This is a genomic window from Leucobacter chromiiresistens (genome assembly GCF_900102345.1).
Taxonomy (GTDB): domain Bacteria; phylum Actinomycetota; class Actinomycetes; order Actinomycetales; family Microbacteriaceae; genus Leucobacter; species Leucobacter chromiiresistens.
In genome coordinates this window covers 1,054,972-1,067,137 of the sequence record NZ_FNKB01000001.1, presented here as the reverse complement: position 1 = coordinate 1,067,137, position 12,166 = coordinate 1,054,972, and the positions used below count along the sequence as shown (strand labels likewise).

At 71.8% G+C, this 12,166-nt stretch carries 9 protein-coding genes; 2 read left to right on the top strand and 7 right to left on the bottom strand.

Going from position 1 to position 12,166, the window contains the following annotated elements; all coding sequences use genetic code 11:
- Nucleotides 1-2 precede the first annotated feature (2 nt).
- On the top strand, nucleotides 3-404 hold the full coding sequence (locus BLT44_RS04980; RefSeq protein WP_010155169.1) for a DUF4229 domain-containing protein: 402 nt from the start codon (nucleotides 3-5) through the stop codon (nucleotides 402-404).
- 182 nt (nucleotides 405-586) lie between these two features.
- Here BLT44_RS04980 and BLT44_RS04975 read toward each other — a convergent pair whose 3' ends face one another.
- From BLT44_RS04975 to BLT44_RS04950, 6 genes are all read right to left on the bottom strand, one after another.
- Nucleotides 587-2,416, bottom strand: coding sequence for an ABC transporter ATP-binding protein (locus BLT44_RS04975; RefSeq protein WP_010155170.1), 1,830 nt, complete (start codon nucleotides 2,414-2,416; stop codon nucleotides 587-589).
- A complete protein-coding gene (locus BLT44_RS04970) occupies nucleotides 2,413-4,410 on the bottom strand; it encodes an ABC transporter ATP-binding protein (RefSeq protein ID WP_010155174.1) in 1,998 nt (665 codons plus the stop codon). Before BLT44_RS04970 ends, BLT44_RS04975 begins: the two co-directional genes overlap by 4 nt.
- Before the next feature lie 291 nt (nucleotides 4,411-4,701).
- Nucleotides 4,702-5,658: a 1,4-dihydroxy-2-naphthoate polyprenyltransferase gene (locus BLT44_RS04965; RefSeq protein ID WP_010155175.1), complete on the bottom strand. Its 957-nt coding sequence runs from the start codon at nucleotides 5,656-5,658 to the stop codon at nucleotides 4,702-4,704.
- Complete coding sequence (locus BLT44_RS04960) at nucleotides 5,655-6,914, bottom strand: AMP-binding protein (RefSeq protein ID WP_143025990.1); 1,260 nt, start codon at nucleotides 6,912-6,914, stop codon at nucleotides 5,655-5,657. The genes BLT44_RS04965 and BLT44_RS04960 overlap by 4 nt, the downstream gene beginning before the upstream one ends.
- Before the next feature lie 287 nt (nucleotides 6,915-7,201).
- Nucleotides 7,202-8,116 (bottom strand): 1,4-dihydroxy-2-naphthoyl-CoA synthase, encoded by a 915-nt coding sequence (locus tag BLT44_RS04955; RefSeq protein ID WP_010155178.1) that lies wholly within the window; start codon nucleotides 8,114-8,116, stop codon nucleotides 7,202-7,204.
- A gap of 4 nt (nucleotides 8,117-8,120) precedes the next feature.
- A complete protein-coding gene (locus tag BLT44_RS04950) occupies nucleotides 8,121-9,590 on the bottom strand; it encodes a purine-cytosine permease family protein (RefSeq protein ID WP_010155179.1) in 1,470 nt (489 codons plus the stop codon).
- A 219-nt stretch (nucleotides 9,591-9,809) separates the two neighbouring features.
- Here BLT44_RS04950 and BLT44_RS04945 point away from each other — a divergent pair, with 219 nt between their 5' ends.
- Nucleotides 9,810-10,820, top strand: coding sequence for an o-succinylbenzoate synthase (locus BLT44_RS04945; protein WP_074689979.1), 1,011 nt, complete (start codon nucleotides 9,810-9,812; stop codon nucleotides 10,818-10,820).
- A 101-nt stretch (nucleotides 10,821-10,921) separates the two neighbouring features.
- Here the strand turns inward: BLT44_RS04945 and BLT44_RS04940 are convergent, their stop codons facing one another.
- Nucleotides 10,922-12,121, bottom strand: a complete 1,200-nt coding sequence (locus BLT44_RS04940) for a cobalamin-independent methionine synthase II family protein (RefSeq protein ID WP_058592742.1) — start codon at nucleotides 12,119-12,121, stop codon at nucleotides 10,922-10,924.
- Between the last annotated feature and the right edge of the window lie 45 nt (nucleotides 12,122-12,166).

The following is a 12,166-nucleotide window of genomic DNA, read 5'->3' as shown; positions in this document are numbered from 1 at the left end:
GGGTGAACAACCCCCGCACCGCTTGGATCGTGTACATCGTACTGCGCCTGCTGTTCTTCGCAGTGCCGTTCGCGGTGCTCTACGCCATCGGCCTGACGCCCTGGATCGCGGCGGTGTTCGCGGCCCTGATCGGCGTCGCGCTCTCCGTCATCTTCCTGGCGCGCACGCGCTCCACCGCATCCGAGAGCATCTACGAGTGGCGCAACCGCCGCCGCACGGCCGACGACATCGTCGAGGACGAGGCCGTGGATGCGGGTGCAGCGGGCGCAGCAGGGGCATCGGCCGGTGCAGGTGCGGCGGGTGCAGCGCCGGATGCGGAGCCGAGTGCGCTCCCGCAGACCTCCGCGCCGGATGCCGAAACGCGCACCGCGTCCGCAACGGATCGGCGCTCAGCCGACTCCTAGCCCGCGGCAGCGCGTTTCGCGCGGCATTCCGCCTGCCGGCCGCATCCCGGCCCGCTCTTCGGTGAGAGATTCGGCGTCGGTGAGAACCTTTCGCGCGAATTCGCCTCACCGAAGCCGAATCTCTCACCGAAGCAGCGCCGCACGCCGCACGCCGCGCGCCGCGCGCCGCGGAGGCGGTCCCGTCACACCTGCGTCGACTCCCAGCTGCGGTAGAGCCGCGCGTACCGGCCGCCGAGGGTGACCAGCTCCTCGGGAGAGCCGTCCTCCACCACGCGGCCGTGCTCCATCACCAGCACCCGGTCCGCGATCGCGACCGTCGACAGGCGGTGCGCGATGATGATGGCCGTCCGATCTGCGAGCAGGCGCTGCAGCGCGCTCTGCACGAGACGCTCGCTCGGCAGGTCGAGCGACGCGGTCGCCTCATCGAGGATGAGCACGGTGGGGTCGGCGAGGAACGCGCGCGCGAACGAGATCAGCTGGCGCTGGCCCGCCGATACCCGGCCGCCGCGCTTGTTCACGTCGGTCTCGAACCCGTCGGGGAGCGACTCGATGAACGCCTCCGCTCCCACCGCTCGCGCGGCCGCGCGAATCTCCGCCGCGGTCGCATCGGGTCGCCCGAGCGCGATGTTCTCGGCGACGGTGCCGCTGAAGAGGTACGCCTCCTGCGTCACCATGACGATCGCGCGGCGCAGATCGGCGGGGTCGAGCCGGCGCAGATCGACGCCGTCGAGCCGCACCGCGCCCTCGGTCGGGTCGTAGAACCTCGCGAGCAGCTTCGCGAGCGTCGACTTGCCCGCACCCGTCGTTCCGACGAGCGCCACCGTCTGGCCCGCGGGCAGCTCCAGATCGCAGTCGTCGATCACGGTGCGCGCCCCCGCACCGGCGGTTCCGTATGCGAAGGTGACGTGATCGAACGTGAGCGCGCCGCGCGGGCGCTCGAGACGCACGGGGTCGGCCGGATCCTGCACCGTCGGCTCCTCCTCGAGCACGCCCGAGACCTTCTCGAGCGCGGCCGTCGCCGACTGGTACGAGTTGAGGAACATCGCGACGTCTTCGAGCGGGCCGAAGAAGTTGCGCACGTAGAGCACCGCGGCGATGAGCACGCCGATCGCGAGCTCGCCCGCGCTCACCCGCAGCGCGCCCCAGAGCAGCACCGCGGCCACGGTCACGTTCGCGAGCAGGATCAGGCCGGGGTCGAGCACTCCGAAGAGGCGCAGCACGCGCAGGTTCGCGCCGCGGTACTCGTCCGAGATCGCGCTGAAGTCGGCATCGCCGCGGCGCTCGCGACGGAACGCCTGCACCGCGCGGATGCCCGTCATCGTCTCCACGAACTGCACGATGAGGCGGGCGCTCACGACGCGCGTCGAGCGGAACCCCTTCTGCGACTCCACCACGAACCAGCGCATGAGGATCGCGAGCGGAACGCCCATGCACAGCAGGATCAGGCCGCTCCTCCAGTCGAGCAGGAACAGCATGATGAGCGTGAACGCGCCGATCAGCACCGCGTCGACGAGCTCGTTGAGGCTCCCGTCGAGCAGCTCCTGGATCGATTCCAGGTCGCTCGTCTGGCGGGAGATGATGCGCCCCGACGTATACCCCTCGTGGAACTCGAGGCTGAGCCGCTGCGTGTGGCGGAAGATGCGGGTGCGCAACTCGAGCATCACCGCCTGCGTGAGCCGGGCGATGAGCACGACGTACCAGCCGACCAGCAGCGACCCCAGGCCGCCGGTGAGCACGAACGCCGCGGTGACGCCGGCTGCGGGCAGCCAGTCGCCGCGGTCGAGCGCGGCCGGGAGCGCGACGTCGATGCCGTACGCGATCAGGGAGGGTCCGATCGCGCGCATCACCGACGACACGATCACCACCGCCGCGGTCAGCGCGATGAGCCGGCGCAGCGGGCGCAGGATCGAGCCGAGCAGCCGCAGCGAGCGCCGCCGAATCGCTCGGCTCTCCTCCCGCGTGTAGACGTTGCGGTCCTCGCCGCTCGTGCCGTGCACGCTCTCGGGGCTCACGGTCGCACCTCCTCGGTATGCTCTGCGGCGGGGCCGCCGGCGGTCGTCGTCTCGGCGGCGGGGCCGCCTGGTGGCATCGTCCCGGCGGCGGGGCCGCGGGCGGCGTCCCCGTCCGCGGCGTCCTCGTCTGCGGGTCCGACGAGCGCCTCGCGCTCGATGCCCGCGATCAGGTGCCGGTAGTGGGGGCTCGTGCGCAGCAGCTCGGAGTGGGTGCCGACCGCATCGATGCGCCCGTCGCGCAGCACCGCAACCCGGTCGGCGAGCGCGACGGTGGACGGCCGGTGCGCGACGACGAGGGCGGTCGTGCCCACGAGCACGCGGCGCAGCGCCGCCTCCACGAGCGCCTCCGTGGCGACGTCGAGCGCCGAGAGCGGGTCGTCGAGCACCAGCACGTCGGGCGCCGCCGCCACCACGCGAGCGAGGGCGAGGCGCTGACGCTGCCCGCCCGAGAGGCTGAACCCCTCCTCCCCCACCTCGGTGTCGACGCCCTGCGGCAGGTCGAAGACGAACCCGGCCTGGGCGACCGCCAGCGCGTCGTGCAGCACGCGCTCGGCGTCGGGCCCGTTCGGATCGAGATCCTCCCGCCCCAGCAGCACGTTCTCGCGCACCGAGGCCGAGAACAGGATGGGCTCCTCGAACGCCACGCCGATCCTGCGACGCAGGTCTCCGAGCGCGAGGTCGCGCACATCGACGCCGTCGAGCACGATCGACCCGCCGGTCACGTCGAACAGCCGGGTCGGCAGCGTCGTGAGCGTCGTCTTGCCGCTTCCGGTGGCTCCGACGATCGCGAGCGTCTCCCCCGGCCGCAGCACGAGGTCGAGGCCGTCGATGAGGTCGGTCTCGTCGGGGCGGGCGTCGGGGTACCGGAAGTGCACGTCGCGGAACTCGAGCGCACCGCGGCCGTGCTCGATCGTCAGCGGATGCTGCGGCTCGCGCACGGTCTGCTCGGCGTCGAACACCTCGAAGACGCGGTCGGTCGCCGTGCGCGTGTCGATCAGGAAGGAGACGAGGAACCCGAGCGATCCCATGGGCCACCGCAGCGCCGCCGCCATCGCGAAGAACGCGACGAGCTCCCCCGTCGAGAGCAGGTCGTGCGCCGCGAGCCAGACGCCCGTGATGAAGCACGCCCCCATCGCGAGGATCGGCACGAGCTCGTACCAGAACCAGAGCCCGCCGACCTCGCGCGCCTTCCGCATCTCGGTCTCGCGCAGCGTCTCGGCGCTGCGCCTGAACTGCGAGAGCGCGTGGCCGCCGCGGCCGAACGCCTTGAGCACGCGGATGCCGTGCACGCTCTCCTCCACCGCTGTCGCGAGGTCGCCCGTCTGATCCTGGCTGCGCCGCGACAGCACGCCGTAGCGCTGCTCGAAGCGGTAGCCGACGACCCAGATCGGAAGCGAGCACACGATGAAGGCGACGCCGAGCGCCCAGTGCCAGCGGAAGAGCAGGGCCATGCCGATCACGATCGTGAGCAGGTTCACGACGAGCAGGATCAGGCCGAACGCCAACCAGCGGCGGATCGAGCTGATGTCCTGCATCATGCGGCTGAGCAGCTGGCCCGACTGCCACCGGTCGTGGAAGGCGACCGGCAGGCGCTGCAGGCGCTCGAAGAACGACTGCCGCACCGCGTACTCGATCGCGGCCGAGGGCGCGAGCACCATGCGCCGGCGCAGGAACACGAGCAGCGCCTCGAGCACGCCGAGCAGCAGCACGCCGAGGGTGGCCCAGAGGATGCGAGCGCGGTCGCCGGAGGCGATGGGCCCGTCGACCGCCCACTCGAGCACGAGCGGGATGATGAGGCTGGCGACGGCTGCGCCGAGACCGAGGAACAGCCCGGTGATCAGCCTGGGGAGCGCCGGGCGGGCGAAGGGGAGGAGTCGCGCGAGCGCGCGCACGGTGCTGACGGGCGCGTCGGCGGTTCGCGCGGGATCGTGCGCTGGGTCGTCGTGGGCGGGGTCATTCGAGGGGCGCGGGGAAGCGGCGGTGTGGTTCATCATGCCTGACGTGCGTCGGCGCCCGGGGGCGGCAGCCCGAGAGGCGGGCGGCGCGGGGCGCGAGAAGAGGGAGTGCGGAGGTCTGGAGCTGGGAGGCGGCGGCCCGCGATCGGGCCGCGGCGGCTACTCGCCCGGCTGCGGAGCGCCGGAAAGTCGCGATGCCGATGACGTGCCGATGATTGCCATGGGGCGCTCCTCTCCGGGTTCAGGGTTTCCGGGCCTCAGCTTATCCAGGCGGCGCGCTCGCGCACAAGCACCGCGTCGTGCGGTCCGAGATCCTCCCCGCTCGGCGACTCAGAACGCGAACGCGATGCCCAGCAGCACGCCGTACGCCAGCGCCGCGAGGCTCGTGAGCTGCAGCACGAGAATCAGCTCGCGCGGCGTCTTCGCGGTCAGCGTGATCACCGACGCGGGAACGGCGATGAGCAGCACGAACCAGACGAGGATCATGCCGGGCTGGGCCACCGCGTAGAGCGCCGGCACGGCGAAGGGCAGCAGCACGCACACCACGTAGAGGATGCGCGACGCCCGATCCCCGATGCGCACCGCGAGAGTGCGCTTGCCCGCCAGCCGATCCGTCGGAATATCGCGCAGATTGTTCACCACGAGCACGGCGACGGCGAAGAACCCCACCCCGGCGCCCGCGATCCAGGGCTCCTGCACCTCGATGTCCGTCTGCAGCCACACCGTGCCGACCGTCGCGACGATCCCGAAGAACACGAACACCACGACCTCGCCCAGGCCCGCATACCCGTAGGGGCGCTTGCCCCCCGTGTAGAACCAGGCCGCCACGATCGCGACCGCGCCGAGCGCGAGGAACCACCAGCGCCCGCTGAGCACCACCGCGACGAGGCCCGCCACGGCGGCGAGCCCGAAGAATACGAGCGCGAGCGCGAGCACCCGCTTCGGGTTCACCAGCCCCGAACCGGTGAGGCGGGCCGGGCCCACGCGGAACTCGTCGGTGCCCCGCACCCCGTCGGAGTAGTCGTTCGCGTAGTTCACCCCGATCTGCAGAAACACGGCGACGGCGAGCGCCAGCAGGCTCAACGTCAGCGAGAAGCCCTGCACCATGTACGCGATGCCGCTGCCCGCAGCGACGGGCGCAACGGCGAGCGGAAGCGTGCGCAGGCGCGCGCCGCCCACCCAGTTGCGCCACGTGATGCGCGGCGCAGCGCCCGCCGCAGCCTGCCGCTCAGCAGCCGCCCGGGCCGCCGGATTGCCCGAGCGCCGTCGATCCCTCGCCTGATTCACGACTCATCCTTCTCTCGACGCGCACCCGCGTCGCCCGTCACCGCAGCGCCCGCGCGCCGCACCTCATCGGAACTCGACCGCAACCGGCCCATCCACGCCTCGATCGCCGCGTGATCGGGCTTGCCGCCCGCAAGCCGCGGCACCTCGTCCATCTCGGTCACCCACTCCGGCGCCGCAGCCGGACCGAGCGACGCGCGCAGCACCTCCCGCACCCGATCGAAGGCGAGACGCTCACCCGCGGCACCCCGATCGAGGTCGACGACGAGCGACACCCGCTCCCCCCACTCGGGGTGCGGAGCGCCGAGCGCCACCGCGCCGGCCCAGCCGGGCTGCTCGCGCACCACGCGCTCCACCTCGTCGAGCGACACGTTGACGCCTCCCGAGACGATCACCCGGTCGAGGCGCCCCGTCACCGTGAGCATGCCGCCGAGCAGCTCGCCCGAATCACCCGTGCGATACCAGCGCACCGGGGCCCCGTCGCGACCCGTCTCGGTGATGAACACCCGATCGGTGAGCTCGGGATCGCCGACGTAGCCCAGCGCGAGCGAGGAACCCGCCAGTTGCACCTCTCCGCCGCGGATGCGCACGCGAGTATCGCCGATCTCGACGCCGTCGTACACGCAGCCGCCCGCCGTCTCCGTCATGCCGTAACTGCGCCGCAGCGCCACACCGAGCTCGTGCGCGCGACTGCGCAGCGATACGCTCATCGTCTGGCCGCCCACGAGCACCGCGTCGAAGCGGCGCAGCACGTCGGCGGCGGCGCGATCCCGCTCGGCGAGATCGATCAGCCGCGCGAACTGCACCGGCACCAGCGAGACGAAGCGCCGCTCGGCGTCGAGGGCCTCCGCCCGATCGAGGAACGCGGCCGCGTCGAACCGCCCGTCGAAGAACACGGGCTGCGTGCCGGCGAGCTCGCTGCGCACCAGCATCTGCAAGCCCGAGATGAGCTGCGTCGGCAGCGCCACCAGCCACTGCCCGTGCCCGCCGAACCGCTCAGCCGTCGCCTCGGCGCTCGCGCGCAGTGCATCGGCCGAGAGCGCGACCGCCTTCGGCCGACCGCTCGATCCCGACGTGCGCACCACCACCGCGGTGCCCTCGGGAAGCTCCTGCTGCTGCAGCACGGCGACCTCGTCGGCGTCGGCCCCGGGCGCCAGCGGAACCACCGGAGCGCCGCCGTGCAGCGCATCGGCGAGGGCGGCGGTCAACCAGGCTCGATCTTCGGTCGGAATCGCGCGGAGTCGGTGGGGCGAAGTCACCCGTCCAGGGTACTCCGCGCCGCCGTGCACAGGCCGCGCGCCGTGCGAGCGGTCGCGTTCGGCCCGCCCGCCGTGCTCGGAACCGCCCGCCGTGCGAGCGGGGTCACTTTCGGAGCGTGTCGGAGCGGTGAGACGCCGCAACACCCTCCGAAAGTGACCCCGCTCCGGTTTGGGGCGGGCGGCGGACGGCGGCGGACGGCGGGGCGGCGGGGCGGCGGGGCGGCGGGGCGGCGGGGCGGACGACGGACGGCGGGGGCGGCACCGCCGCCCGCCCGCCGCACCGCCGCTCAGTAGTAGTAGGGGTACGGGGACCAGTCGGGGTCGCGCTTCTCGAGGAACGAATCGCGGCCCTCGACCGCCTCGTCGGTGCCGTAGGCGAGGCGCGTCGTCTCCCCGGCGAAGAGCTGCTGGCCGACGATTCCGTCGTCGACGGCGTTCATCGCGTACTTGAGCATGCGGATCGCGGTCGGCGACTTGCCGAGGATCGTCCGCGCCCAGGCGATTCCGGTGCGTTCGAGCTCCTCGTGCGGCACGACCGCGTTCACGGCGCCGATCTCACGGGCGCGGTCGGCCGAGTACTCCTCGGCGAGGAAGAAGATCTCGCGCGCGAACTTCTGGCCGACCTGCTTCGCGAAGTAGGCGCTGCCGTAGCCGGCGTCGAACGATCCCACGTCGGCGTCGGTCTGCTTGAACTTGGCGTGCTCGCGGCTCGCGATGGTGAGGTCGCAGACGACGTTGAGCGAGTGGCCGCCGCCGGCCGCCCACCCGGGCACGAGCGCGATGACGACCTTCGGCATGAAGCGGATCAACCGCTGCACCTCGAGGATGTGCAGGCGCCCGGCTCGAGCGGCCGCCTCCGGCCCCACCCCGGTCTCGTCATCGGAGTACTGGTAGCCGTCGCGGCCGCGGATGCGCTGATCGCCGCCCGAGCAGAACGCCCAGCCGCCGTCTTTGGGGCTCGGTCCGTTGCCGGTGAGCAGCACGACGCCGACCCGGGGATTCACCCGGGCGCGTTCGAGCGCGTCGGCGAGCTCGTCGACGGTGCGGGGCCGGAACGCATTGCGCACCTCGGGGCGGTCGAACGCCACGCGCGCGATGCGCCCGTCGCGGCTCAGGTGCGACGTGATGTCGGTGTAGCGGTCGGCGCCGGGGGCGACCTCCCACTCGGCGGGGTCGAAGAGCTCGGATACCTGCTGCGTCATGCCCCTAGCCTAGGGCGCGGCTCGTGGAGGGGGCCGGGTCGCCGGGTTGATCCGCGGGACGCTCCGTGATGAGCCGGTCGGGCACGTACTGCGTGCGGCGCGCCCACGGGGTGTACACGGCGAAGGTCACCACGATCGCGACGAGCCACGAGAGGTCGGCACCTCCGAGCGCCTGCGCGACGGGGCCGGTGTAGAGCGCCTGACTCATGAAGGGCACCTGCGCCAGCACGCCGATGCCGTAGCTCGTGATCGCGACCCAGTTGAAGGCGCGGTAGGGCCCGTCGGCGTCGTAGAGGGCCGGGATGTCGACGCGCTCCTTCGAGATCAGGTAGTAGTCGACGAGGTTGATCACGCTCCACGGGATGAAGACGGTGAGCAGCGCGAGCACGAAGTTCTTGAACACCGAGAGGAACCCCACCTCGTTGGCGATGAGTGCGACGACGGTGGCGAACACGGTGAAGCCCACGATGATGCCGGTGCGCATGGTCTGCGACACGCGCCGGTGGCTGGTCCATCCGGTGATGATCGTGAGGATGCACATGAAGCCGCCGTACGCGTTCAGGGAGTTGACTGAGAGCTTGTTCACGACGATGACGACGTAGATGAGGATCGCGACGAGCCCGCCTCCGGCGATCTCGCCGAGGCTGCCGATCTGGCTGGCGAGGAATGCGTCGGTTCCGAGGGCTCCGGCGATGAGCACGCCGAGGGTCATCGCGATCTGGGCGCCGATCACGGAGCCGAGGAAGGTGCTCCAGAACGTGGCCCGCACCGAGGTGCGCTGCGGCAGATAGCGCGAGTAGTCGGCGACGTAGGGTGCGAAGGTCATCTGCCAGCCTGCGGCGAGCGCGATGGCGAGGATGAACGACGCCCAGGTGAAGTCGACCTGGCCGAAGGCGGACTGCACGTCGTACCCCGCGAAGAGGCGGATGGCGACGTAGCCGAAGCCGATGAGGCCGACGACGGATGCGATGCGGCCGATCATGTGGATGAGCCGGTAGCCGACGACGGCGACGCAGGTCGTCATGAGCCCGAACAGCACCATGCCCCAGACGGGCGCATTCCAGCCGAAGATGAGGTTGAGGGCCTGCCCGCAGAGCACGACGCTCGTCATCTGGAATCCGAGGTACATGAGGATCGTGAGCACGAGGGGCAGTGCGGCCCCCTTGACGCCGAACTGCACGCGGCTGGAGATCATCTGCGGCAGGCCGAGGCGCGGCCCCTGCGCCGAGTGCAGCGCCATCGTGATGCCACCGATGACGTTGCCGATGAACAGGCCGACGATGGCCGCCATGGCCTCGGCGCCGAATGTGATGGCGATCGCGCCGTCGACGACCGCGGTGATCTGCAGGTTCACGCCGAACCAGAGCGAGAACTGGTTGCCGACCCGCCCGTGGCGCTCCGCGTCGGGAACGCGCTCGATGGTGCGGATCTCGCGAGTCATGAGGCTCTCGGAGCCGGGAGTTTCGGTCTGCATCGTCCGTGTCTCGTTTCGTCGTCGCATCGGTGCGGGTACTGCGGTTCGGCCAGCGTATGCACCGTGCGCGGCTCGGCGGAGGGCGCGCTCGCAGCCCGTGTCCGGGATCTCAGAACGTCGGATCGGAGCCGTGCGCAGCGATGAGGGCGGGGCGAGCGCGGTCCTGCGCCGCGGCGCGCACGGGGGCGCGCCCGAAGCCCGACGTGGCAGGATCGAGGCATGACGCCCGCCCGCCCGCCCGCCCTCGACGAGATCATCGCCGCCGCGCACGTCGTCGCGATCCCGACCCGCACCCGCTTCCGCGGCATCTCGGTGCGGGAGGCCGTCGTGTTCGACGCCCCCGAGGGCGCGAGCGAGTTCTCGCCGTTCGTCGAGTACGACGACGCGGAGGCGGCGCCGTGGCTCGCGGCGGCCCTCGACTTCGGGTGGCGTGAGCAGCCGGCCGCTCGGCGCGAGCGCATCGAGGTGAACGCGACGGTTCCGGCGGTGCGAGCGGATGAGGTCGAGGCGATCCTCGTCCGATTCCCCGGCTGCACGACCGCGAAGGTGAAGGTCGCGGAGCGCGGACAGAGCCTCGCCGACGACATCGCGCGAGTTCGGGCGGTGCGCGAGGCGCTCGGACCGGAGGGTCGCGTGCGCGTCGATGCGAACGGGGGCTGGTCGGTCGACGAGGCGGTTGCGGCGCTCGCGCAGCTCGCCGCCTGCGATCTCGACTACGCGGAGCAGCCGAGCGCGAGCGTCGGCGAGCTGGTCGCGGTGCGCGAGCGGATCGGGGAGCTGGGCGTCGAGGTGCGCATCGCAGCCGATGAGAGCGTGCGCAAGGCCGAGGATCCGCTGGCCGTCGCCCGAGCCGGCGCCGCCGACCTGCTCATCGTCAAGGCGCAGCCGCTCGGCGGCGTGCGCAGAGCGCTCTCGATCGTCGAGCAGGCCGGGCTGCCGGTCGTCGTCTCGAGCGCGCTCGACACCTCCGCGGGCATCGCGATGGGGCTGCAGCTCGCGGCGGCCCTCCCCACCGACCTGCTCGCCGGCGCGTGCGGGCTCGGCACGGTCGCGCTGCTCGACGGCGACGTCACCGCGTCGCCGCTCGTGCCCGAGTGCGGCTCGATCCCCGTGCGACGACCCGCGCTCGATGCGGCGCTGCTCGAACACCACCGAGCGTCGCCGGATCGCGTGGAGTGGTGGCGCGAGCGCCTCGCCCGCACCTACGCGCTGCTCCGCTCAGACGGCTGATCAGAGCCCCGAACACGCGGGGCCGCCGCGGGAGCGCCCCGCCCGTGAGCGCCCCGCCCGTGAGCGCCCCGCCCCGGGAGCGCCCCGCCCGGCGCCGCCGCTCAGGCGAGCTTCGCCGCGCGGCGCGCGCCCTCGCCGAGCGCCTCGAGCTTCGCCCACGCGATCTGCGGGTGCACGCGCCCGCCGAGGCCGCAGTCGGTCGACGCGATGACGCGATCCGCTCCGACGACGTTCGTGAAGCGCTGGATGCGCTGAGCGACGAGGTCGGGGTGCTCGACGAGGTTCGTCGAGTGACCCACCACGCCGGGCACGAGAATCAGGTCGTCGGGAATGATGCTCCGGTTCTCCTCCCACACCGCCCACTCGTGCTCGTGACGGGCGTTCGCAGCCTCGAAGGAGATCTGGCCGACGTTGGCGCCGAGCACGGTCTTCAGAATGTGCTTCAGCTCGATGTCGGTGGTGTGGGGGCCGTGCCACGAGCCCCAGCAGAGGTGCAGACGGATCTGCTCCTTCGGCAGGCCCGCGATCGCCTCGTTGATCGCGTCGATGCGGATCTGCGTGAACGCGAGGTAGTCCTCGACCGAGGGCTCCGGGTTGATCTGATCCCAGTTCTCGGCGAGCGACGGATCGTCGAGCTGCACGATCAGGCCCGCGTCGGTGATGGCCCGGTACTCCTCGCGCAGCGCCGCGACCCACGCATCGATGTGCGCCTGCTCCGTGGGGTAGAAGTCGTTCTGGATGCGCGCGGCCGAGCCCGGCGCGATCGCCGTGATGAACCCCTGCTCGCCCGGCTGGAGGGCGGCCCGCAGGTTGCGGGTGTCGGTCTCGACGAGGTCGTGGCCCGTGTAGGTGATCGCATCGGTGGTGGTGGGGAAGGGCGTCGCGTTCGTGCCCGTGCTGATGCCGTCCTGGTACGCCTCGGAGAAGCGGACCCAGTCGCGGCGGTCGGGGAACGAGGTCAGCTGGATGTTGCCGGGCGTCGAGCGCACCGGCTCCTGCGTGAAGATGTTGCGCTCGGTGACGGTGAGCCCCGAGGTGCGCTGGAACGAGTACGTCCACCAGGCGCCGTAGTCGACCGCGTTCGACATCGCCTTGCCGAACTCGCCGTCGCCCGGCTGTGTGATGCCGAGGTCGCGCTGGCGCGCCACAACGTCGCGCACGGCCTCCGCGACGAGCGCGTCGAACTCGGGCGTCGACTGCAGGGTCAGGCCGTCGTCGGCGAAGGTGCGTGCGGCGTTCGCCTCGATGAGGGCCTGCGTGCGGGGCAGGCTCCCCGCGGTGGTGGTTTCGATCTGCGTCATACCTCGAAACTATCCGGCAGCATCGCCGGCACGGCAATTGCGTGA

Coding starts and splice junctions, on each gene's coding strand:
- BLT44_RS04970 (WP_010155174.1), bottom strand. CDS start 4,410: ATGATGAACCACACCGCCGCTTCCCCGCGCCCCTCGAATGACCCCGCC.
- BLT44_RS04950 (WP_010155179.1), bottom strand. CDS start 9,590: ATGCAGACCGAAACTCCCGGCTCCGAGAGCCTCATGACTCGCGAGATC.
- BLT44_RS04955 (WP_010155178.1), bottom strand. CDS start 8,116: ATGACGCAGCAGGTATCCGAGCTCTTCGACCCCGCCGAGTGGGAGGTC.
- BLT44_RS04945 (WP_074689979.1), top strand. CDS start 9,810: ATGACGCCCGCCCGCCCGCCCGCCCTCGACGAGATCATCGCCGCCGCG.
- BLT44_RS04940 (WP_058592742.1), bottom strand. CDS start 12,121: ATGACGCAGATCGAAACCACCACCGCGGGGAGCCTGCCCCGCACGCAG.